General features: G+C 73.6%; 16 protein-coding genes and 3 pseudogenes. 12 read left to right on the forward strand and 7 right to left on the reverse strand.

Annotated features, from left to right (window positions below):
• Positions 1-35: 35 nt before the first annotated feature.
• The 4 genes from C7456_RS07845 to C7456_RS07860 form a co-directional block, all read right to left on the reverse strand.
• Positions 36-2,492, reverse strand: coding sequence for an LPS-assembly protein LptD (locus C7456_RS07845; protein WP_245889802.1), 2,457 nt, complete (start codon positions 2,490-2,492; stop codon positions 36-38).
• A gap of 63 nt (positions 2,493-2,555) precedes the next feature.
• Entirely contained in the window at positions 2,556-3,473 is a 918-nt protein-coding gene (locus C7456_RS07850) for a histone deacetylase family protein (RefSeq protein WP_211306295.1), read from the reverse strand.
• 16 nt (positions 3,474-3,489) lie between these two features.
• Positions 3,490-4,056 (reverse strand): cob(I)yrinic acid a,c-diamide adenosyltransferase, encoded by a 567-nt coding sequence (locus C7456_RS07855; RefSeq protein WP_109723197.1) that lies wholly within the window; start codon positions 4,054-4,056, stop codon positions 3,490-3,492.
• Between the two features lie 7 nt (positions 4,057-4,063).
• A complete protein-coding gene (locus tag C7456_RS07860; protein ID WP_109723198.1) occupies positions 4,064-4,660 on the reverse strand; it encodes a hypothetical protein in 597 nt (198 codons plus the stop codon).
• A gap of 103 nt (positions 4,661-4,763) precedes the next feature.
• Here C7456_RS07860 and ubiH point away from each other — a divergent pair, with 103 nt between their 5' ends.
• From ubiH to C7456_RS07885, 6 genes and pseudogenes are all read left to right on the forward strand, one after another.
• Positions 4,764-6,005: a 2-octaprenyl-6-methoxyphenyl hydroxylase gene (ubiH, locus tag C7456_RS07865; protein WP_109723199.1), complete on the forward strand. Its 1,242-nt coding sequence runs from the start codon at positions 4,764-4,766 to the stop codon at positions 6,003-6,005.
• Positions 6,002-7,207, forward strand: a complete 1,206-nt coding sequence (locus tag C7456_RS07870) for a UbiH/UbiF/VisC/COQ6 family ubiquinone biosynthesis hydroxylase (protein ID WP_109723200.1) — start codon at positions 6,002-6,004, stop codon at positions 7,205-7,207. The genes ubiH and C7456_RS07870 overlap by 4 nt, the downstream gene beginning before the upstream one ends.
• A 250-nt stretch (positions 7,208-7,457) precedes the next feature.
• Positions 7,458-7,580, forward strand: a pseudogene (locus C7456_RS17730) (helix-turn-helix domain-containing protein); the annotation flags it as partial.
• A 58-nt stretch (positions 7,581-7,638) separates the two neighbouring features.
• A pseudogene (locus tag C7456_RS07880) lies at positions 7,639-7,854 on the forward strand (transposase); the annotation flags it as partial.
• A gap of 89 nt (positions 7,855-7,943) precedes the next feature.
• Positions 7,944-8,198, forward strand: a pseudogene (locus C7456_RS16825) (IS1595 family transposase); the annotation flags it as partial.
• Between the two features lie 87 nt (positions 8,199-8,285).
• Complete coding sequence (locus C7456_RS07885) at positions 8,286-9,080, forward strand: dienelactone hydrolase family protein (RefSeq protein ID WP_109723201.1); 795 nt, start codon at positions 8,286-8,288, stop codon at positions 9,078-9,080.
• An 18-nt stretch (positions 9,081-9,098) separates the two neighbouring features.
• On the opposite strand, the gene C7456_RS07890 is transcribed toward C7456_RS07885, so the two are convergent.
• On the reverse strand, positions 9,099-12,164 hold the full coding sequence (locus C7456_RS07890) for a ligand-binding sensor domain-containing protein (RefSeq protein ID WP_170120195.1): 3,066 nt from the start codon (positions 12,162-12,164) through the stop codon (positions 9,099-9,101).
• A gap of 149 nt (positions 12,165-12,313) precedes the next feature.
• Entirely contained in the window at positions 12,314-13,309 is a 996-nt protein-coding gene (locus C7456_RS07895) for a polyprenyl synthetase family protein (RefSeq protein WP_109723203.1), read from the reverse strand.
• 172 nt (positions 13,310-13,481) lie between these two features.
• On the opposite strand from C7456_RS07895, the gene C7456_RS07900 reads away from it, so the two are divergent.
• The 6 genes from C7456_RS07900 to C7456_RS07925 all read left to right on the forward strand — a co-directional run bounded on the left by C7456_RS07900 (position 13,482) and on the right by C7456_RS07925 (position 20,734).
• Entirely contained in the window at positions 13,482-14,696 is a 1,215-nt protein-coding gene (locus C7456_RS07900) for an MFS transporter (RefSeq protein ID WP_109723204.1), read from the forward strand.
• Positions 14,697-14,802: 106 nt separating this feature from the next.
• Positions 14,803-15,771 carry a DedA family protein/thiosulfate sulfurtransferase GlpE gene (locus C7456_RS07905; RefSeq protein WP_109723205.1) on the forward strand — a complete coding sequence of 323 codons (969 nt, stop codon included), beginning with the start codon at positions 14,803-14,805 and terminating at the stop codon, positions 15,769-15,771.
• Positions 15,772-15,924: 153 nt separating this feature from the next.
• Positions 15,925-16,437 carry a single-stranded DNA-binding protein gene (gene ssb, locus C7456_RS07910; RefSeq protein ID WP_109723206.1) on the forward strand — a complete coding sequence of 171 codons (513 nt, stop codon included), beginning with the start codon at positions 15,925-15,927 and terminating at the stop codon, positions 16,435-16,437.
• Positions 16,438-16,801: 364 nt separating this feature from the next.
• Positions 16,802-18,637, forward strand: a complete 1,836-nt coding sequence (locus C7456_RS07915) for a sensor histidine kinase (protein WP_109723207.1) — start codon at positions 16,802-16,804, stop codon at positions 18,635-18,637.
• 32 nt (positions 18,638-18,669) lie between these two features.
• Positions 18,670-19,116 (forward strand): response regulator, encoded by a 447-nt coding sequence (locus C7456_RS07920; protein ID WP_109723208.1) that lies wholly within the window; start codon positions 18,670-18,672, stop codon positions 19,114-19,116.
• Positions 19,117-19,171: 55 nt separating this feature from the next.
• A complete protein-coding gene (locus C7456_RS07925) occupies positions 19,172-20,734 on the forward strand; it encodes a response regulator (RefSeq protein WP_109723209.1) in 1,563 nt (520 codons plus the stop codon).
• A gap of 138 nt (positions 20,735-20,872) precedes the next feature.
• Here the strand turns inward: C7456_RS07925 and C7456_RS07930 are convergent, their stop codons facing one another.
• Positions 20,873-22,261, reverse strand: coding sequence for a sigma-54-dependent transcriptional regulator (locus C7456_RS07930; RefSeq protein WP_109723210.1), 1,389 nt, complete (start codon positions 22,259-22,261; stop codon positions 20,873-20,875).
• Positions 22,262-22,326: the final 65 nt, after the last annotated feature.

Below are 22,326 nucleotides of genomic sequence, written 5' to 3' on the forward strand. Positions count from 1 at the left end.
TACCTTCGGCCGCCCGACGCGGGCGGCAAGGGAAGTTATTGATATCCGAGGATACCACGGCGCAGGGTGTCCTCGACCTGGCCGTTGAAGGCGCCCAGGCCCTTGAACACCAGCTCGAACATCACCGCGTTGTTGGTATGCGCCTGGCTCACGGTGTAGTTGTAGCTGTCCACGTAGTGGCGGCCGACCACCCGCACGGCGACGCAGCAGCTCTCGTACTCCACGCCGGCCAGCGCCTCCACCGTGCGGCGGTCCTTCTCCGAATAGGTCCAGCGCGCCACGGCGCGCCAGCGTTCGGAGATCGGATAGACCGTGGAAGCGTCGTATTGTTCCAGCTGGCCGCGGCGGTAGCGGTAGGAGAAGTTGACGATGCCGTCGGCGCCGATCCGCCGCTGCAGCTCCAGCACGCCCAGGTCGGACTGGCGGGTGTTGGGGTCCCACTGGTAGGAGCTGCCCAGGCGCCAGCGGTCGTCGAGCTGCAGGTCCAGCTGGACCACGTAGTTGGAGTGCGACCAGTCGGTGGGCTGCTGGCCGGTCAGCTGCACCTTCTGCGGGCTGAAGTAGTGGATCTGGCCGATGCTGGCGGACAGCCGCTCCACGCCGTTGTCGTCGAGCAGGCGGGTGGTCAGCGCGGTGGTGAGGTTGTTGGCGTCCATCTGGCGGTCGGCGCCGGAGAAGCGGTTCGGCGAGAACAGCTGCCAGTAGTCGAACGACATGATGCGGCTGTCGAACAGCGGCAGGTTGTCCTGGTTGCGGTACGGCACGTACAGGTAGTACAGCCGCGGCTCCAGGGTCTGCGTGTAGGCCTTGCCGAACAGCGAGGTGCCGCGGTCGAACACCAGCCCGGTGTCCAGGCTGGCGATCGGCAGCGAGCGGCTGGGCGTGCGGTCGTTGAACGGGGAGGCGCCAGCGGCCGGGCCGTAGTAGCCGTAGCGCTGGTAGTCGCCGTCGAGCTGGTAGGCGGTGTAGCGGTAGGCCAGCTTGGGCCGCACGAACCAGGCCGCGCCGCGGAAGTCGGCGGCCAGGTAGGGGTACAGGTCGGCGCGCTCGCCTTCCACGTTGTCGTCCTTGCGGAAGGCCACCGCCTCGGTGTCCATGCCGAACTCCAGCCAGCGCGTCAGCGGCACGTCCATGCCGAAGGTGGCGCGCGGCCAGCGCTTGTACTGCTCCACGCTGTCGGGCAGGTAGGGGTCCACGTTCTGGTAGCTGTCCACGCCCAGCGAGGCGTTCCACCAGGTGCCGCCGCCGCGCACGTAGGTGCTGGAGGTGAGCATGCTGACCGAGGAGGTGTACAGGTCGTTGCCGAAGTCGTGCAGGTAGTTCTTGTCGGAGGCGCGGTTGACGCTGGCGCTGAGCGACCACGGCCCCCACAGGCGGGTGGTGTCGGCGAACTTGAGCAGCCAGCGGTCGTCGCCCTTGGTGTTCTGCACCGCCGGGTCGCCCTCGCGGAAGGTGCCGCGGTCGTTGGGCAGGTACTCGAAGTTGAGCTGGCCGGTGGTGCCCGGGAACAGGTAGCGGAACTCGCCGGCCAGCATGTCGCCGCGCGAGGTGTAGACGCGCGGGTCGAGCGTGGCGTCGTAGTTGGGCGCCAGGTTCAGGTAGTAGGGCAGGCTCAGCATCAGCCCGGTGTGGCTGTTGTGGCCGATCATCGGGTACAGGAAGCCGCTCTTGCGCCGGTCGTCGATCGGGAAGGTGAAGTACGGCAGGTACAGGAACGGCACCCCGGCGAAGCGCATGGTCGCGCTGCGCGCGGCGCCCACGCCGGTGTCCTTGTCGATCTTCAGGTCCTTCGAGCGCACTTCCCACAGGTGGTGGCCCACGTCGCAGGTGGAATAGGTGACCCGGGTGTAGCGGCTGTGCGTGGCGTCGAACTCCTCGCCGCGCGCGGCGGTGCCGTTGCCGTGCGACTGCAGCAGCTGGTAGCGCACGTTCTCGGCCACGCCGCGGTTGGCGCTGGTGTTGCCCCGCATGCGGTCGGCCGACAGCAGCTGGCCGGCGTCCTGGTAGCGCACGTTGCCGCGCGCGTCGTAGTCGGTGGTCTGGTCGTTGTAGGTGGCGAAGTCGGCCTGCAGCAGCTGGTCGGCGCGCTCGATGCGCACCTTGTCGGTGAGCCGGTAGAGCGTCTGCTCGGAGCCGTCCACGTGCACCGCCTTGACGTCGGTGACGGCGGTGTCGCGCAGCGAGCTGTCCTTGGTCAGGGTGGGGTCGTAGAACTCCAGCAGCGCGTTGGGCCGGCACATCGCGAAGCTGACCGGCCGCGGCGGGCAGCGGAACGCGCCGAGCGGGCAGCTTTCCGCGGTGCCCGCGGCGTTCGTGGAGACGGGGCTGGCGGCGGACGTCGCCGGTGCCGGGGCGGATGCCGCCGGCGCGGGGGCGTCCTGGTCCTGGCCGGCCAGGGCGGCCGCCGGGGCGGCCAGGGCGAAGGCGGTGGCGACGGCCAGCAGGCGCCGGGACGGCAGGCGGAAGGGCAGGGGAAAGAGCGTAGTCGTCACGAGGGCGTTCTACCGGCTGCGAAGGCGGGTAAAACTAGCAGAAAGCCCCCGCGGCCGGGCGCCTCAGCCCATCAGCGCCTCGACGTGCGCCGCCGCCGAGGCGGCCAGCGCGGCGAGGTCGTAGCCGCCTTCCAGCGTGGAGACCAGCCGCCCGTCCGCATGGGCGTCGGCGAGCCGGACCAGCCGCGCGGTGATCCAGGCGTAGTCCTCGCCGTTCAGCCGCAGGTCGGCCAGCGGGTCGTCGCGGTGCGCGTCGAAGCCGGCCGAGACCAGCACCAGCTGCGGCCTGAACGCATGCAGCCGCGGCAGCAGCGCGCCCTCCCACAGCTCGCGGAAGGCGTGGGAGCCCTCGCCCGGCGCCAGCGGCGCGTTGACCACGTTGTCCACGCCGCGCTCGTCCTCGCCGCCGGTGCCGGGATACAGCGGCGACTGGTGGCTGGAGACGAACAGCACGCGCGGCTCGCGCTCGAAGATCGCCTGCGTGCCGTTGCCGTGGTGCACGTCGAAGTCGGCGATCGCCACGCGCCGCAGCCCGTGCGCGGCGATCGCGTGCGCGGCGGCCACCGCCACGTTGTTGAACAGGCAGAAGCCCATCGCGCGGTCGGCGGTGGCGTGGTGGCCGGGCGGGCGCACCGCGCAGAAGGCGCGCACGCCGTGGCCGGCCATCGCCGCGTCCACCGCGGCGACGGCGGCGCCGGCCGCGCGCAGCGCCGCCTCGGCCGAGCCGGGCGACATCAGCGTGTCCTCGTCCAGGCGCACGGTGCCTTCGGCCGGGGCGAGGCCGAGGATGCGCTCGACGTGCGCGGCGGTGTGCACGCGGCGCAGCTGCTCGGGCGTGGCGCGCGGCGCCTCGACGCGGTCGAGGGCGGCGAAGCGGTCGCGGTCCAGCGCCCGCAGCACCGCGCGCAGGCGCGCCGGCGTCTCGACGTGGCCTTCGCCAGGATCGTGCGCGAGGCAGGCGGGGTGGGTGTACAGCCGCAGCATGCGGGCCGGGCGCTCAGCCCTGCGGCTTGCGGCGCCGCTCGTGCTGCCACAGCACCTCGCCGTGGCCGCTGGCGCGCGCGAGCACGCGGCACAGCACGAACAGCAGGTCGGACAGCCGGTTGAGGTAGCGCTGCGCCTGCGGCCGCACTTCCTCCACCCGCGCCAGCGCGATCACCTCGCGCTCGGCGCGGCGGCACACGGTGCGCGCCAGGTGGCAGCAGGCCGCGGCCATGCCGCCGCCGGGCAGGATGAAGTCCTTCAGCGGCGGCAGCGGCTCGTTGAAGCCGTCCAGCACGCGCTCCAGCCGCTCGACGTCGGCGTCCTGGATCATGCCCATGCCGGGGATGCACAGCTCGCCGCCCAGGTCGAACAGCTCGTGCTGCACCTGGGTCAGCGCCTCGGCCACGTCGGCCGGCACGCCCGCGCTGGCCAGCACCATGCCGACCGCGCTGTTGAGCTCGTCCACCGTGCCGTAGGCGGCCACGCGCGGGGAGTCCTTCGGCACGCGCGAGCCGTCGCCCAGGCCGGTGGAGCCGTCGTCGCCGGTGCGGGTGTAGATCTTCGAGAGGCGGTTGCCCATCGGCCGCTCAGTGCGACAGCGGGCGCGCGCCGGCCTGGCGCAGCGTGCGCGCCAGCAGCGCCGTCGCCACGTGCAGCACGGCGCCCAGCGCGACGTACTCGGCGGTGGTCAGCAGGAACGGCAGGTACCAGTCGCCCAGGTTGACGAACCAGGCGGCGAAGCTGCGCGGCGCCGGCACGCTGGCGCTCAGCCAGTAGAAGCTGCCGTTGGAGACCAGGTAGCTCGCGCTCTCGCTGACCAGCAGCACCACCGCGGCCAGGCCCAGCGTGGGCAGGCGCAGGCCGAGCTGGTGCCTGGCCAGCCAGCTGCCGCCCAGCCACAGCGCGCCGTAGGCGGGCAGCAGGAACCAGTAGGCGGCCGAGACGCAGTAGTGCGACCAGAAATCCAGCCCGGCGCCGGTGATGACGAGGAAGTCCACCAGCACCGCCAGCGCCATCAGCAGCGGGAAGGCCCAGCGGCCGCTGCCGCGCAGCCAGAAGCCGGCGAGGAAGAACACCGCCATCGAGGCGTCGGGCAGGGCGTCGAAGTGGTGCAGGCGGGTGACTGCCATCACCAGGGCGAGGGCGGCGAAGATGCCGAGGCGCTGGGTCTGCGTGGTGGCCATGGACGGGCTCCCTGGGAAACTGGCGGTGGATCGGGCTGCCCAGTTTAGCCCAACGCCGGCGCGCGCATGCGGCGGCGGTGCGGCGAGCGCGTATCATCGGCGCATGACTGCCCCCGATTCCCCCCTCGCCGCAGGGGCCGCGAGCGACGCCGGCGTGCTGGTCGTCGGCGGCGGCCTGGTCGGCGCCAGCCTCGCCATCGCGCTGGACGCGGCCGGCGTGGCCGCCACCCTGGTCGAGGCCGCCGCGCCGCGCGCGGACGCGCAGCCCAGCCACGACGAGCGCAACCTCGCGCTGGCCCGCGCCACCGTCAACGGCCTGGCCGCGATCGGCGTGTGGCCGCACGCCGCGGCGAAGGCCACGCCGATCCGCCGCATCCACGTCAGCCGCGCCGGCGAGTTCGGCAGCGCGCGGCTGGACGCGCGCGCGGAGGGCGTCGACGCGCTGGGCTGGACGCTGCCCGCGCGCGAGCTGGGCGCCGCGCTGCTGCGCCGGCTGGACGCCTGCAAGCGGCTGCAGCGGCTTGCGCCCGCGCAGCTGGAGGCGATCGAGCCGCTGCCCGGCGGCTGGCGCGCGCGCGTCCGCACGGCCGGGGGCGCGCGCGAGCTGCGGACGCCGCTGCTGGTCGGCGCCGACGGCACCGATTCCTTCGTGCGCGCGCGCCTTGGCATCGGCGCCGACGTGCACGACTACGCGCAGAGCCTGTTCGTCTGCACCGTGACCCCGGAGCGCGCCCACGAGGGGCGCGCCTACGAGCGCTTCGCCGACGGCGGCCCGGTGGCGCTGCTGCCGCTGGCGGAAGGCCGCTGCGGGCTGGTGCTCACCGTGCCGGCGGACGAGGCCGGGGCGGTGGCGGCGCTGGACGACGCGGCCTTCCTCGCGCTGGCGCAGCGGCGCTTCGGCTGGCGGCTGGGCCGGCTGTCGCGGCCGGGCCGGCGGCACGCCTACCCGATCCGCCGCGTGGCGGCGCGCGCGCTGGTCGCGCCGCGCGCCGTGCTGGTGGGCAACGCCGCGCAGACCGTGCACCCGGTCGGCGCGCAGGGCTTCAACCTCGGCCTGCGCGACGCGCTGACCCTGGCCGAGCTGGTCGCCGCCGCCGCCGATCCCGGCGACGCGGCGCTGCTGGAACGCTACGCCGCGCGCCGCGCGCCGGACCGCGAGGGCACCATGGCGATGAGCCATGGCCTGGTCCGCCTGGCCTGCCTGGAACAGCCGCTGCTGGCGCCGCTGCGCTCGCTGGCCCTGCTCGCCTTCGACCGCGTGCCGCCGTTGCGCCGCGCGCTGGCCCGGCGCGGCATGGGCTTCCGCGGCGCGCCGCCGCGCGCGGTGCTGGAGAAGCTGCCGTGAGCGCGCCGCGCGAGGAGCCCGCGCGCCGGCGCGGCCCGGCGCTGGACGCGGCGGTGGTCGGCGGCGGCATGGTCGGCGCCGCCGCCGCGCTGGCGCTGGCGCGCGCGGGCTTCGCCGTGGCGCTGCTGGAGGCGCGCGCGCCGGCGCCGTGGCGCGCGGAGGACGAGGTGGACCTGCGCGTGGTCGGCCTGGCGCCGTCGTCCATCGCTCTGCTCGACGGGCTGGGCGTCTGGACGTCCATCCGCGACTCGCGCGCCGGCCCCTACGCGCAGATGCACGTGTGGGACGCGGAAAGCGGCGCCGCCATCCATTTCGACGCGGCGGACGAGGGCCGCGACCTGCTCGGCTGCATCGTCGAGAACAACCTGGTGCAGTGGCGGCTGTGGCAGGCGCTGGAAGGCGCGGGCGTGCAGCGCCTGTGCCCCGCCGAGGTGGCGCGCTTCGAGGCGCGCGGGGACCGCGTGCAGATCGAGCTGGCCGACGGCGCCGTGCTCGCCGCGCGGCTGCTGGTGGCCGCCGACGGCGCCGGCTCGCCGCTGCGCGCGCAGGCCGGCATCGCCACCTCGGGCCGCGACTACGGCCAGCGCGCGGTGGTCGCGCACGTGGCGACCGAGCGGCCGCACGGGCGCACCGCCTGGCAACGCTTCCTGCCCGGTGGGCCGCTGGCCTTCCTGCCGCTGGCCGACGGGCGCAGCTCGATCGTGTGGTCGCTGCCGGACGACGAGGCCGCGCGCGTGCTGGCGCTGGCCGACGAAGCGTTCCGCGACGCGCTCGGGCTGGCGAGCGACTTCCGCCTCGGCCGCATCGTCGGCACGACGAAGCGCGCCGCGTTCCCGCTCCGGCTGCAATTGGCCGAACGCTACCAGGCCGAACGCTTCGTGCTGCTGGGCGACGCCGCTCACGCGGTGCATCCGCTGGCCGGGCAGGGCGTGAACCTGGGGCTGCGCGACGTGGCCGAGCTGCGCGACGTGCTGGCCGGGGCGCGCGCCGCCGGCCGCGACATCGCCGCCGGGCACGTGCTGCGCCGCTACGCGCGCCGCCGGCGCAGCGCCGACACGCTGGACGCGCGCGGCTTCGACGCGCTGGCGCGCATCTACGCCTGGCAGGCGCCGCCGCTGGTGGCCGCGCGCGCGCTGGGCGTGCGCCTGCTCGACCGCTGCCTGCCGCTGAAGCGCGCGCTGGCCGCGCACGCGGCGGGATGACCGCGAAGGGGCGAGGGACAAGTAGCGAGGGCGTAGACCCGCCCGCATTCGCGGGCCTTTGGGCCGTGGGCGACGCAGCATGCCATGGTTGCGCCCTCGCTACTCACTACGCATCCTGCCGAGAAACCATAGAGGGAATTTCCCCCCCGGCTTTGCCGGGCGCGGATTCAACTCTGAAGTGCACCACCCGATCGCGTGAAGAGGCCCAGGCGCGCTAGCCTGCGCCGCTTCACCGCCAAGTGGAGCAACGATGAACTACACGCACCTGAGCCGAACCGAACGGTATCAGATTGAAGTGCTTTTCGAGGGCGGCTGGTCCGATCGTGCGATCGCCGAACGGATCGGACGCAGTGCATCGACGGTCGGACGGGAACGCCGACGCAACGCGAAGGCAGACGGCACCTACGAATCGGGTCATGCGCACCGATGCCGATGCGTTCGCTTCCTGGCAACGCGGCAGCAACGAGAACCTCAATGGTCTGCTCAGACAATACTTTCCCAAGGGCTGCGATCTTGCCGCGATCACCGATCAAGCGCTTCAGCATGTCGCGGACCAGCTCAATCAGCGGCCACGAAAGCGTTTACGCTATCGAACGCCTCAGGTGAGGTTCGAGGCATCCTTCAAACGCGGTGCACTTCGCGGTTGAATCCGCCGTGCCGTACTGCTGCATGAGCTCCACCATCGACAGGCTAGCCTGGAACTGCACTCGATTCATTGCCGTGCGTGATTGGAAGCGGCCGGCGGGCGAGCGGCCTGCGCGGCTCGCGCCGGGTCAACGTACTGCCGGGCAATGCCAAACGCGCGATCAGCGGAAGCTATTACGCCATCCACCGGAGCAAGTACGCGCGGCACTATTTGACCGAGGCGGCTTACCGGTTCAACCGGTGGTTCCGCCTGCGCGAGATGCTGCGGTGTCTGACCCGAGCCATGATGCAATACAAGCCCCATGCGGAGCCGGTCCTGCGGATGGCCAGCAATTTTCATGGATGAGGGTCAGGACTAAAACCATAGAGGGAGTTCCCACGGCTTTGCCGGGGGACGGTTACTCTCTTGCTCCGCCACCCGGAGGAACCCGCCATGCCGACCACCATCGCCCGCACCTGCACCACCCTGTTGCTCTCCCTCGCCGCCTTCGCCGCGCAGGCGAAGATGGTGCACAAGGCCGTCGAGTGGAGCGACGGCGGCACCACGTTCCATAGCGTGCTGGTCTACGACGACGCGAGCACGGCCAAACGCCCGGGCCTGGTGATGGTGCCCAACTGGTACGGCGTCAACGACGCCGCGGTGAAGAAGGCCGAGGGCATCGCCGGCAGGGACTACGTGATCCTGGTCACCGACATGTACGGCCAGGCGGTCCGCCCCGCCAACAACGACCAGGCCCAGGCCGCGGTGAAGCCGCTCTACGCCGACCGCGCGCTGATGCGCAAGCGGGTGAACCTGGCGCTGGCGCAGCTGAAGGCGCAGGCCAGGGACACGCCGGTCGACCTGGCCCGGCTCGCCGCGATTGGCTTCTGCTTCGGCGGCTCGGCGGTGCTCGACCTCGCCCGCAGCGGCGCCGACGTGGCCGCGGTGGTGTCCTTCCACGGCGCGCTGCAGACCGACGATCCCGCGCTAGCGAAAAACATCAAGGCGCGCGTGCTGGCGATGAACGGCGCGGACGACCGGGGCACCATGCCCGACGCCGGCAGGTTCATGGACGAGATGCGCGGCAGCAAGGCCGACTGGCAGTTCGTGGTGCTGGGCAACGCGGTGCACTGCTTCACCGAGACCGACCAGCACTCGCCCGGCTGCGCCTACGACGAGCGCGCCGCGCAGCGCAGCTACCGGCTGATGCGCGACTGGCTGCGCGGCGCCTTCGCCGGCACGCCCTGAACCCGGCCGGGCCGCGGCCTAGTCGGCCGCGGCCCGCACGGCGTTGCGGCCGGCGTTCTTGGCGCGGTACAGCGCGGCGTCGGCGCGCGCGATCAGCGACTCCATGCGCTCGCCGCGGCACAGCGTGGCCACGCCGATGCTGGCGGTGAGCCGCAGCCGGGCGTCGCCGAAGGGCACCTCGGTGGCGGCGATCGCGCGGCGGATCCGCTCGGCGATCAGGCCCGCCTCGTCGAGGCCGGCGCCGGGCAGCATCAGCAGCAGTTCCTCGCCGCCGTAGCGGCCCAGGCGGTCGACCTCGCGGCAATGGCCGGAGACCATCGCCGCCACCGCGCGCAGCGCGACGTCGCCGGCGAGGTGGCCGTGGCGGTCGTTGAGCGCCTTGAAGGCGTCCATGTCGAGCATCAGGATCGACAGCGACCCGCCCTGCCGCGCGGCCTGCGCGATCGCCCGCTCCAGCTGCTCCATCAGCGCGCGGCGGTTGAGCAGCCCGGTCAGCTCGTCGACGTGGGCCAGGCGGTCGAGCCGCTCGTTGGCGCGCTGCAGCTCGCCGGTGCGCTCCTGCACCAGCCGCGCCAGCTTGGCCGCGCGCCGGCGCAGGTAGCTGGTGCGCAGCAGCACCAGCAGGTACACCGCGGCCAGCGCGAGCAGGGCGAGCGCGGCGCGCACCCAGGCGCGCTCGTACCAGCGCAGCGCGATCGACAGCGGGATCGCCGTCTCCACCGTGCGCGCGTGCAGGCCCGGGATCGCCGCGCGCAGCCGCAGGCGGTAGTCGCCGCCGGGCAGGTTGGTGTACTTGGTCGACGGCGGCTGGCCGGGGTCGATCGGCAGCCACTGCTCGTCGAAGCCTTCCAGCCGGTAGCTGTAGCGCACGTCCTCCGTCGCGGTGTAGTCGAGCAGGGCGAAGGCGATGCGCAGCGAGCGCGCGCCCGCCGGCACGCGCAGCGGGCGGTCCGCGCGCGGCAGCTGCGCGAACGGCAGGCGCCGCATGTCGACCGACACGCTGGTGACGGCCAGCGGCACGGCCGGCTGCTGCGGGCGCGTTTCCGGCACGGGCTCGATCACGGTCAGGCCGTCCAGGCCGCCGAACAGCAGCTCGCCGCCGGGCCCGAGCGTCGCCGTGCGGTGGTTGTAGAAGCGGGCGTCGAGGCCGTCGCGCTCGCCCAGCGTGACGACGCCGCGGCTGGCCGGGTCGTAGATGGCCAGGCCGTTGGCGGTGGCGGTCCAGAGGCGGCCGCGGCGGTCGGCCAGCACGGCGGCGACGTTGTCGCTGCCCAGGCCGTCGCTGCCGTGCACGGTGCGGAAGCGGTAGCCGTCCGGCCCCGGCGCGGCGGCGGTCGAGGCCAGGCCGCCGTAGGTGCCCACCCAGATCCGCCCGCCGGAGGGCACGATCGAGCCGACGTAGTTCTGCGGCAGGCTGGCCGGGTCGCCGGCGACGTGCACCAGGTTGTCGAAGCCCTCGCCCTGCGGGCGCAGGATGCTGATGCCGCCGGTGGTGGCGATCCAGGCGTTGCCGTCGGGCAGGGTGGCGATGTTGCGCACCTGGTTGTCGGCCAGGCTGCGCGGATCGTCGGCGGCGTGCTGGTAGCGCCGCGCGCTGCGGTCGGGCGCGATGCGGAACAGGCCGTCGTAGGTGCCGGCCAGCAGGTCGCCGCGCCAGGCGCGCAGCGCCAGGATCGGGCGCTGGTCCAGCTCGGCCGTCACCGGGTACGGGCGCACCTCCAGCGTGCCGGGGTCGATCGTCACCAGCCCGCGCGAGCCGGCGACGATGCGGCCGTCGTCCAGCGCGTCGATCGCGCGCACGTCCTGGCCCTGCTGCGTGCCGCCCAGCTGCAGCGTGCGGATGCTGCCGCGCACGGGGTCCACCGCGGCGACGCGGCCGCGGTTGAAGCCCAGCCAGACGATGCCGCGCCGGTCCGTGTACACGCTGCGCACGTTCTCGTCGATGCCGGCGTTGTCGGCGCCGAAGATCGCCGCGCCGTCCAGCGTGTGGACGATGGAGTGGCGCGTGTCGCAGCGCGAGGCGTCCGACTCGGTGGCGGCCCACAGGCCGTCGGAGCGGTCCAGGAACAGCGCGCGCACGATGTTGCCGCCGAGCGAGCCGGGCCGCGCCTTGTCGTGGCGCAGCAGGGCGGCGTCGCCGCGCGCCGGGTCGTAGACGGCGATGCCGACGCCGTCGGTGGCGATCCAGATGCGGCCGTCCGGCGTCGCCAGGATGTCGCGCACGGTGCGGTGCGCGATCGCCGGGTCGGCCCCGCCCAGGCCGGCGGGCACGCGCGCGCGGCCATGCGCGTCGATCAGCGCCACGCCGGCGGCGCCGCTGCCCACCCACAGGTTGCCGGCGCGGTCCTGCCGGATCGCCCACACGTCGCTCCCGAGCACCGCGCGCGCGGCCGCGTCGTCGGGCAGGTAGCGCTGGAAGCGCGCGGCGTCGCGGCGGCGCACGTACAGGCCGCGGTTGCCGCCGACCCAGAGGTTGCCGTCGCGGTCCTCCAGCACGGCGAAGACGCCGGCGTCGTCCTGGCGCGGCAGGCCGGCGTCGCCGGGCAGCCGGCGCAGGGTGCGCAGGTCGGCGTCGAGGTGGCTGACGCCGCTCTGGCCGGCGATCCAGAAGCCGCCGGCATGGTCCGGCGCCAGCGCCATCACGCGCGTGCCGGTGCCGCGCGAGGACGAGCTGTCGTAGTAAGCGAAGCGGTTCTCGCGCGGGTCGAAGCGGGCCAGGCCGCCGCTGGAGGTGCCCACCAGCAGGCTGCCGTCCGGCGCCGCCTGCAGGGCGCGGATGTAGTTGTCCGGCGGCCCCTCGCCCGGCGCGGCGGACTGCCGGAACACCTCGGCGCGGTAGCCGTCGTAGCGCACCAGGCCGCCGAAGGTGCCCACCCACAGCAGGCCGTCGCGGTCCTGCGCGAAGGCGGTGGTGGTGGCGTGCGGCAGGCCCTGCCGGATGGTGAAGTGCTGGAAGGCGACGCTGCTCCAGCGCGCCCAGGCCGAGGGGGCGGGGCCGGCCGCCGCGGCCGCGCCGAGCAGCAGGCCGAGCAGGGCGGCGGCGGCGCGGGCCAGGCGGCGCGGACCCCGCGCGTTCCGCGCCATGGCGGCAGGAGCATCGCCGGGCCGGCCGGATGGCGCTTGGCGGAGCCGGGCGGTCATCGCGGCGCCGGCTAGCCCGCCGATCCGCCCGCGCGCGCGGCGCGCGGGCGCGGAGCCTGTCCGGGGCGGGCGGGAAGGCTCATGCGGCGCCCTCAGGCGGTGCGTTCCACCGCGTAGTCGGCCAGGGTGCGCAGCGCCTCGCGGTGCGGCGAGGGCGCCAGCGCGACCAGCGCCTCGCGCGCGGCGCGGGCGTGCTGGCGCGCCCGCTCGTGCGTGCGCTCCAGCGCGCCGGAGTCGCGGATGGCGGCGACGATGCGGTCGAGCGAGTCCAGCCCGCCGCGCTCGATGGCGTGGCGCAGCGAGCGCTTCTGCTCCTCGCTGGCGCTCTGCAGCGCGTAGATCAGCGGCAGCGTGGGCTTGCCCTCGGCGAGGTCGTCGCCGATGTTCTTGCCCAGCGTGTCGGCGTCGCTGACGTAGTCGAGCAGGTCGTCGGCGATCTGGAAGGCGTAGCCCAGCTCCATGCCGTAGCGGCGCAGCGCGGCCTGCTGCCCGGCGGGCAGGCCGCCGAGCAGGCCGCCGAGCTCGGTGGCGGCGGCGAACAGCACCGCGGTCTTGCGCTCGATCACCGCCAGGTAGGCGGCCTCGTCCACGTCGGCGTTGCCGATGTTGAGCAGCTGCAGCACCTCGCCCTCGGCGATGGTGTTGGTGGTGTCGGCCAGGATGCGCATGATGCGCATGTCGTCCAGCTCGACCATCAGCTGGAACGAGCGCGAGTAGAGGAAGTCGCCCACCAGCACGCTGGCCGCGTTGCCCCACAGCGCGTTGGCGGTCTTGCGGCCGCGGCGCAGGTCCGACTCGTCCACCACGTCGTCGTGCAGCAGGGTGGAGGTGTGGATGAACTCGATGATCGCGGCCAGCTTGAGGTGCTGCTCGCCGCGGTAGCCGGCCGCGCCGGCGGCCAGCACGTGCAGCATCGGGCGCAGCCGCTTGCCGCCGCCGGCGACGATGTGCTCGGCGATCTGGTTGATCAGCACCACGTCGGAGGCCAGCCGGCCGCGGATCAGCGCGTCCACCCGCTGCATGTCGGCCGCGGCGAGGGCGCGCACGCGCTGGAAGTCGTCGGTGGGGCTCAGGGCGTCGGCGTGCATGGAATCGGGGCGGGAAGCGGAGGGCGTTCGTCCAGGCCAAGTATAGGGTGCGGCGGCCCCAGGCGTCCCGGCGCGGCCGCCGCGCGGCCATCGGCGCGGCAAGCCGCCGCAACCGGCCGGCGCGGAATGCTCCGTATAATCGGTGCATCCTTACGTCCCCGCGGTATTCCCGGTGAGCAAGTTCTCCAGCCTCGAGCGGCGCAGCGCGCTGGCCCTGGCCTGCGTGATCAGCCTGCGCCTGTTCGGGCTGTTCCTGGTGATGCCGGTGTTCTCGCTGTACGCGCGGCGCATGCCGGACGCGACGCCGCTGCTGATCGGCCTGGCGCTGGGCGTGTACGGGCTCGGCCAGGTGCTGCTGCAGATCCCGCTGGGCCTCCTGTCCGACCGCATCGGGCGCAAGCCGGCGATCACCCTGGGCCTGCTGGTGTTCGCCGCCGGCGGGCTGGTCGCCGCGCTGTCGCACACCCTGGCCGGGATCGTGCTGGGCCGCGCGCTGCAGGGCATGGGCGCGGTGGCCGGGGCCGGCACCGCGCTGGCCGCCGACCTCACCCGCGAGGAGCACCGCGGCAAGACCATGGGCATCATCGGCGTGTCGATCGGCGTGGCCTTCCTGCTCGCCCTGGTCCTGGGCCCGCCGCTGGAGGTGGTCGGCGGCCTGTCCGGCCTGTTCGCCGCGACCTCGGCGCTGGCGCTGGCCTCGCTGCTGCTGCTGTGGCTGGCGGTGCCCACGCCCGCGCGTCCCCGGGCGCCCGCCGCGGCGGGCCTGCGCCAGGTGCTGGCGATGCTGCGCGACGGCCGCCTGCTGGTGCTCAACGGCTCGGTGTTCTTCCTGCACCTGCTGCTGACGGCGAGCTTCGTCGGCCTGCCGCTGCTGCTGGCCGAGCGCCTGCGCCTGCCGGTGGGCCGGCACTGGGAGCTGTACCTGCCGGCGATGACCATCGCCGCCTTCGTGATGGGCGCCTGCCTGCACCGCATGAAGGAGCTGCAGCAGAGCCTGCGCATCGTCGCCGTCTGCGTGGCGGCGATCGGGCTGTCGCTGCTGGGCTTCGCGCTGTCGGGCGCGCACCTGGCCCTGCTGGGCGTGGCCGCCACCGTCTTCTTCTCCGCCTTCAACCTGCTGGAGGCGGCGCTGCCCAGCCTGGTCTCGCGGCTGGCGCCGCCGGCGCTGCGCGGCGCGGCGATGGGCGCGTACTCGACCAGCCAGTTCGTCGGCGCCTTCGTCGGCGGCGCGGTCGGCGGCGTGGCGCTGGGGCGGCTGGGCACCGAGGGCGTGTTCCTGTGCGCCGCCGCGCTGACCGTGCCGTGGCTGCCGCTGGTGCTGGCCGGCGCGCGGCGGATCGCCGGGCGCAGCCATCCGGCGGTGGCGGCGGACGCGCAGCGCGCCTGAGTCCCGGCCGTCCGCCTCGCCGGGAGCCCGCGGTCCATGCGCGCAAATTGCAATCGGCTCCGGCCGCCCCAATCATCCGCGCCATCGTCCCGCGGGCAAATCGCGCATGGCCCAGGAAATCGTCCTGCTGATCGGGGAATACGGCCTGCTGGTGGTGTTCCTCAACGTGCTGGTCGAACAGGCCGGCCTGCCGGTGCCGGCCGTGCCGACGCTGGTGGTGGCCGGCGCGCTGGCCGCCAACGGCCAGCTGCCGCCCGCGGGCGTGCTGGCGATGGCGCTGGGCGGCTGCCTGCTCGCCGACTTCGCCTGGTACGCGGCGGGCCGGCGCTTCGGCCACGGCGTGACGCGCGCGCTGTGCCGCATCTCGCTCTCGCCCGATTCCTGCGTGCGGCAGTCCGAGCTGCGCTTCCAGCGCTGGCGCGGGCAGGTGCTGCTGGTGGCGAAGTTCGTGCCGGGCCTGTCCACCGTGGCGCCGCCGCTGGTCGGCGCGATGGGGCTCGGGCCCGGCGCCTTCGTGCTGCTCGACGGCGCCGGCTCGCTGCTGTGGGCCGGCCTGGCGGTGGCGCTGGGCTATGCGTTCTCGCGCCAGATCGACCGCGTGCTGGACGCGCTGGAAAGCGCCGGCACGCTGGCGCTGGGGCTGCTGGGCGCGCTGCTGGCCGCGTACATCCTGCTCAAGTGGTGGCAGCGCTGGCGGCTGCTGCGCTCGCTGCGGATGGCGCGGATCAGCGTGGAGGAACTGGGCCGGGCGCTGGCCGCCGGCGAGGCGCCGGTGGTGGTGGACGTGCGCACCGCGGCGGCGCGCGCGCTCGACGGGCGGGTCATCCCCGGCGCGCTGCTGCTGGACCTGGACGACCTGGAGCCGGTCCTGCGCGCGGTGCCGCCGGAGCGCGAGCTGGTGCTGTACTGCAACTGCCCGAACGAGATCTCGGCGGCGCGGGTGGCGCAGCGGCTGATCGAGCATGGCTACCGGCGCGTGCGCCCGCTGCTGGGCGGCCTGGACGCCTGGGACGCGGCCGGGCTGGCGCTGGAGCGCGTGGCCGCGGAGGAACCGGCGGCCGGCCCGGCGGCCTGACGGCCGACCGGCCGGCGCGGCCGGCCCCTACGCCGGGACCCGCCGCCCGGCCATCGCGCCGGCGGGCGGCACGGGTATGATAGCCGGCACATCCAACCACTCCGGCCGCGACCGCCCGCTGATTCGCCGCCGGCTCCAACGAGGAAGAACCCCATGGCACGCGGCGTCAACAAAGTCATCATCGTCGGCAACCTGGGCGCGGACCCGGAAACCCGCTACACCGGCAGCGGCACCGCCATCACCAGCCTGCGCATCGCCACTTCCGAGCAGTGGACCGACAAGCAGAGCGGCGAGCGCCAGGAGCGCACCGAATGGCACCGCGTGAAGCTGTTCGGCAAGCTGGCCGAGATCGCCGGCGAGTACCTGAAGAAGGGCCGCCAGGTCTACATCGAGGGCTCGCTGCGCACCGACAAGTACACCGACAAGGACGGCATCGAGCGCTACAGCACCGACATCATCGCCAGCGACATGCAGATGCTCGGCGGCCCGGGCGGCGAGGGCGGCGGCATGGGCGGTGGCGGCGGCTACCGCGAGCGCCCGCAGGGCGCGCCGCGCGCCCAGGGCGGCGGCCAATCGCGCGGCGGCAACGACTACGGCCAGCCGCGCCCGGCGGCCCCGGCGCCGGCCGAGAATCCCAGCTTCGACGACGACGACATCCCGTTCTAGCCGGCGCACGCGCCGGAGCGCCCGGATGTGAAGGCCAGGAGCCCCTGCCGGTCGGGGGCTTCTTTTTGCCCGCGGGACGCGCATTGCCGTCGAGGCCGGGGCCGGTGGGAGCCCGGCCGGATTGAAGAAAAAAAGCGCGTGGATGCGCCTGGCCCCGATGCGGAGCCAGCCCGGCGCGATCCGCGGCCAGCCGGGTTCCGCACTGCCGCCGCGCGCTGCCCGGCAGCGGCGCCGGAAGCCGGGTGCCCCGGCGCCGCCGCGCGCCTTGGCGCGGCCTTGACGCGACGCCTGCTTCCATGGCCATTTTGCGTGCCGAGGTGTCGTATGCTCCATCGCGCCGCGCGCGACGAGCCCAAGGTCATGCATGTCCGATCGTAGCCCCCGCCGAGTCTCCGCCCTGGTCAGCCGACTGCGCGGCTGGAGCCTGTTGCGCTGGCGGGTGCTCGGGCTGCTTTCGGCCATGCTGGTGATCGTGGCGCTGCCCTACCTGGTGACCCGCGCCAGCACCGAGGACGCGCTCGAGGCGGACACCTGGGTGACCCATTCGGCCGAGGTCAAGTCGCTGGCCTACCAGATCGCCTTCGAGATCCGCGACAGCGAGTCCGCCATGTACCGGATGCTCGACGGCGACAACGACCCGGCGGTGCGCGACCGCGTCGAGTTCGGCGCCAGCGACACGCCGCTGCTGTTCCGGCGGCTGCACGAGATGAGCGCGGACAACAAGGCCCAGCAGCCGGCGATCGACGCCCTGGGCGTGGTGGTCAACGGCCGCCTGGCGCTGATGAAGCAGGCGCTGCTGCGCTACGCCAAGGGCGACCGCGCCGGCGCCGACGCCGCGCTGCGCGACTCGGGCACGCTGTTCAAGCTGGACGAGCTGATCCGCGCCATCGTGGACAACGAGGACGCCGTGCTGCGGCAGCGGCGCGCCAACGCGCAGATGCGCTCGTTCCGCAACGACGTGGTGCTGGCGATCACCGCGCTGGCGCAGGCGCTGCTGCTGGGCATCATCGTGCTGGTGTCCGAGTGGCAGATCGGCCGGCGCATCAGGGCCGAGGCGCGCGAGAACCGCGCGATCCAGCGCGCGCTGATGATCCTGCAGGCGGTGCGCGAGCCGATCGCGCTGCTGGACGAGCAGATGCGCACGCTGCTGGTGAACACCGCCTTCAGCGAGCTGTACGGCCTGCCGCAGCGGGAGAAGCGGCCGCTCAAGCTGCTGCAGGACGTGGGCGAGGGCGCCTGGTCCGACAGCGGCCTGCTGCAGCGCCTGCACGACGTGCTGCTGCACGACCGCGAGCTGTGGGACTACGAGATCAAGCAGCGCACCGTGGACGGCATGGAGCGCCACGTGCTGGTCAACGCGCGCCGGCTGGAGCAGGACGACGGCGAGGCGCCGGTGCTGCTGCTCACCGTCAGCGACATCACCGCGCGCGCGCTGGTGGAGCACCAGGTGAAGGAGCTCAACCGCCAGCTGGAGGGCAAGGTGGAGCAGATCTCCGACGCCAACCGCGAGCTGGAGGCCTTCAGCTACTCGGTCTCGCACGACCTGCGCGCGCCGCTGCGCCACATCGCCGGCTTCGCCGGCAAGCTGGAGCGGCACCTGGGCGAGGGCGTGGACGAGACCGCGCGGCACTACCTGGACGTGATCCGCGACGCCTCCAAGCGCATGGCCGAGCTGATCGACGAGCTGCTGGTGTTCTCGCGGCTGGGCCGCGGCGCGCTGCGCCTGCAGACGGTGGACATGCAGACCCTGGCGGACGAGGCGCGCGCGCTGGCCGAGTCGGAGGCCGCCGGCCGCCGCATCGTGTGGAAGATCGCCCCGCTGCCGGTGGTGGTGGGCGACGAGAACATGCTGCGCACGGTGTGGCAGAACCTGCTCGGCAACGCGGTGAAGTACACCGGCCAGCGCGAGGTCGCGCGCATCACCGTGGAGGTGCGGCGCGGCAGCGACGGCGGCTACACCTTCAGCGTGGCCGACAACGGCGTCGGCTTCGACATGGAGTACGCCGACAAGCTGTTCGGCGTGTTCCAGCGCCTGCACAAGGCGTCGGAATTCCCCGGGCACGGCATCGGCCTGGCCAACGTGCGGCGTATCATCGCGCGCCACGGCGGCCGGGTCTGGGCCGAGGCGGCGCCCGACCAGGGCGCCACCTTCTACTTCTACCTGCCGCCTGCCGACCAGACCGGCAGGGGCGCGAACTGAAACCCACACAGAGGCGCGAGCCAGGACACTGCATGAAGCACCGAGACATTCGCACCATCCTGCTGGTCGAGGACAGCCCGGCCGATGCGGAGATGACCATGGACGCGCTGCGCGAGGCCAAGCTGGCCAACCCGGTGGTGCACGTGGAGGACGGCGTCGACTGCCTGGACTACCTGTACTGCCGCGGCGCCTGGGCCGGGCGCGAGCCGGTCCACCCGACGGTGGTGCTGCTGGACATCAAGATGCCGCGCATGAGCGGGCTGGACGTGCTCACCCGGATGCGTGACGACGAGAACCTCCGGCGCATCCCGGTGGTGATCCTGTCCTCCTCGCGCGAGGAGCGCGACCTGGCGCGCAGCTGGGACCTGGGCGCCAACGCCTACGTGATCAAGCCGGTGGACGTGGCGCAGTTCTTCGACGCGGTGCGCACGCTCGGCCAGTTCTGGGCGGTGCTCAACCAGGCGCCGGACGGCGACTGAGCATGCGCGCGACGATGGTGCCCGGCGGCGGCCCGATGCGGAATCCGGGGGGAACATGGCGAAAAGGCCGGTAGTCCCGTCCCCGGCGGTGCGCGTGCTGCAGGTGGAGGACAGCGCGCTGGACGCCGAGCTGGTGCTGGACGAGCTGAAGGCGGACGGCATCGCCTGCGAGGCGCGGGTGGTCGACGACGAGGCCGGCTTCGTCGCCGCGCTGCAGGAGTTCCGGCCGCACATCGTGCTGTCCGACCTCAGCCTGCCGGGCTTCTCCGGCCAGCGCGCGCTGGAGCTGCTGCGCCAGCACGACGAGGAGATCCCCTTCATCTTCGTCTCGGCCACGCTGGGCGAGGAGGCGGCGATCCAGGCGCTGCGCAACGGCGCCACCGACTACATCCTCAAGCAGAACCCGGCGCGGCTGGCCAGCGCGGTGCGCCGCGCGCTGGCCGAGGCGGCCGCCGAGCGCGCGCGCCGCCGCGCCGAGGCCGAGCTGATCCGCGCGCAGCGCTTCGAGAGCCTGGCGATGCTCGCCAGCGGGCTGAGCCACGACCTGCGCAACCTGCTGCAGCCGCTGCTGCTGGCCGGCGAAAGCCTGCAGGACTACCAGGACGACCCGCGGCTGGCGCGGCTGGGCGCGCTGGTGCGCGACTGCGGGCGGCGCGGCCTGCAGATGGTGCAGTCGATGCTCTCCTTCGCGCGCGGGGCGCGCCGCGCCGAGCGGGTGCGCCTGGGCGCGCTGCTCGACGCGCTGGAGCTGCTGCTGCAGGGCAGCGTGCCGCGCGCGGTGAACATGGCGATCCAGGCCGAGAACCCCGAGCTGGCCTTCGAGGGCAACCACACCGAGCTGCAGCAGTGCCTGCTCAACCTCTGCCTCAACGCGCTGCAGGCGATGCCGCAGGGCGGGCGGCTGGAGGTGAGCAGCGGGCAGATCGACCTGGGCGCCGACTTCTTCCTGCCGGAGGAGCCGTGCCGGCCCGGCCGCTACCTGCGCCTGACCGTGGCCGACAACGGCACCGGCATGGACGAGGCCACGCTGCAGCGGCTGTTCGAGCCGTTCTTCACCACCAAGGAGACCGGCACCGGCCTGGGCCTGCTGTCCTGCAAGCGCATCGTCGCCAACCACGGCGGCGTGATGCGCGTGGAGAGCGAGCAGGGCAAGGGCACCCGCTTCCACCTCTACCTGCCGCTGGAGCTGCCGGCGGAGACGCCGGAGGAGGCCGAGGCCGAGGAGGGCCTGTACGGCGATGCCGAGCGCGTGCTGGTGGTGGTGGAGGAGGCCGCGCTGCTGTCCCTGCTCGGCGACGTGCTGGACAGCTACGGCTACCAGCCGCACGGCAGCCAGAGCGGCGCCGAGGCGCTGCAGTGGATCGAGGCGCACGGCCTGCCGGAGCTGGTGGTGCTGGACGCGGACATGAGCCTGCTGACCGGCGTGCGCACGCTGGCGGCGCTGCTCGAGCGCGGCTACACCCGCGGCGTGCTGCTGCTGGCCCGTCCCGAGGCACCGCCGGACCTGGACGAGCTGCCCCCGCTGGAACACCTGTACGTGGTGGACAAGCCGGTGTCCGCGCGCACGCTGCTGCGCTACGTGCGCAAGGCGTTGCAGGAGACGCGCGGGCGCTCGTGAGGGGCGGTTGCGGGCGCGGGTGGGGGCTGAGGGATGAAGGGATCGCGGCCGGAGGCCACTCCCACCGCCTGCCGCAAGCCTGTGGGAGCGGCCTCCGGCCGCGATGGCCCCCGGCCCGGCCGGACCGGCGGGGCCGCCTCAGTCGATGCCGAGCTTCTTCAGCTTGTAGCGCAGCGCGCGGAAGGTGATGCCGAGCTTCCGCGCCGCGGCGGTCTTGTTGTAGCGCGACTCTTCCAGCGCCTTGATGATGGCGCTGCGCTCCAGGTTGCTGATGTAGTCGTCCAGCGGCACGCTGCCGGGAGAAGCCGGCGCCTCGGCGGCGGCCGGCGCCGGGCCGGCGGCGAAGGGCGCCGCGGCCGGCTGGCGCGGCGCGCGCTGCGGCAGCATCAGGTCGGCCGGGGTGATGGTGTCGCCCTCGCACATCGCCATCGCGCGCTCGAGGATGTTCTCCAGCTCGCGCACGTTGCCGGGGAAGTCGTAGTCGTCCAGCGCCTGCTTCGCCTCGGCGGTGAGCCGGCCCACCGCGCCGCCGCTCTTGGCGGCGAGCTGGCGCAGGATGTGCTCGGCCAGCAGCGGCACGTCGCCGCGGCGCTCGCGCAGCGGCGGCACGCGCAGCTCGATCACGTTGATGCGGTAGAACAGGTCCTGGCGGAACTGGCCCTGCTCGACCAGCCCGGCCAGGTTCTTGTGCGTGGCCGAGAGGATGCGCACGTCCACCGGCACCTCCTCGCGCGCGCCGATCGGGCGCACCGCCTTCTCCTGGATCGCGCGCAGCAGCTTCACCTGCATGTGCAGCGGCAGCTCGGCCACCTCGTCGAGGAACAGCGTGCCGCCGTGCGCGGCCTGGAACAGGCCCTCCTTGTCGGCGTGCGCGCCGGTGAAGCTGCCCTTGCGGTGGCCGAAGAACTCGCTCTCCATCAGCTCGGAGGGGATCGCGCCGCAGTTGACCGGCACGAACGGGCCGGCCGAGCGCGGGCCCTGCTCGTGGATCAGCCGCGCCACCAGCTCCTTGCCCACGCCGGACTCGCCGGCGATGTACACCGGCGCCTGGTTGCGCGCCAGCTTGGCGATGGTGGCGCGCACCTGCTGCATCGCCGGCGAGTCGCCGACCAGGCGGTCGCCCGCGCGGCCGGCCGCGGCGGCGCCGCTGCGGCGCTCCTCGGCCAGCTTCAGCGCGGTGCGCACCAGCCGGCGCAGCATCTGGATGTCCACCGGCTTGGAGACGAAGTCGAAGGCGCCGGCCTTGAGCGCGCTCACCGCGGCGTCCACGTTGCCATAGGCGGTGATCATCGCCACCGGCGTGTCCGGGTACTGCGCGGCGATCAGCTCGACCACCTCGTGGCCGGTGCCGTCGGGCAGGCGCATGTCGGTGAAGCACAGGTCGAAGCTGCGCTCGGCGAGCGCGCGGCGCGCCTCGCTGACCGTGCCGACCGCGTGGACGGCCAGGTCCATGCGGCCGAGCGTGATGGTCAGCAGCTCGCGGATGTCGCGCTCGTCGTCGACGACCAGGACGGTCTGTTGGCTCATGGTCTCGGGCGATGGTGGATTGCCGGTCAGGATACTCGCCGGGCCGGCGGGCGGCAAAGCGCGCC

The sequence above is a fragment of the Fulvimonas soli genome (assembly GCF_003148905.1).
GTDB lineage: Bacteria > Pseudomonadota > Gammaproteobacteria > Xanthomonadales > Rhodanobacteraceae > Fulvimonas > Fulvimonas soli.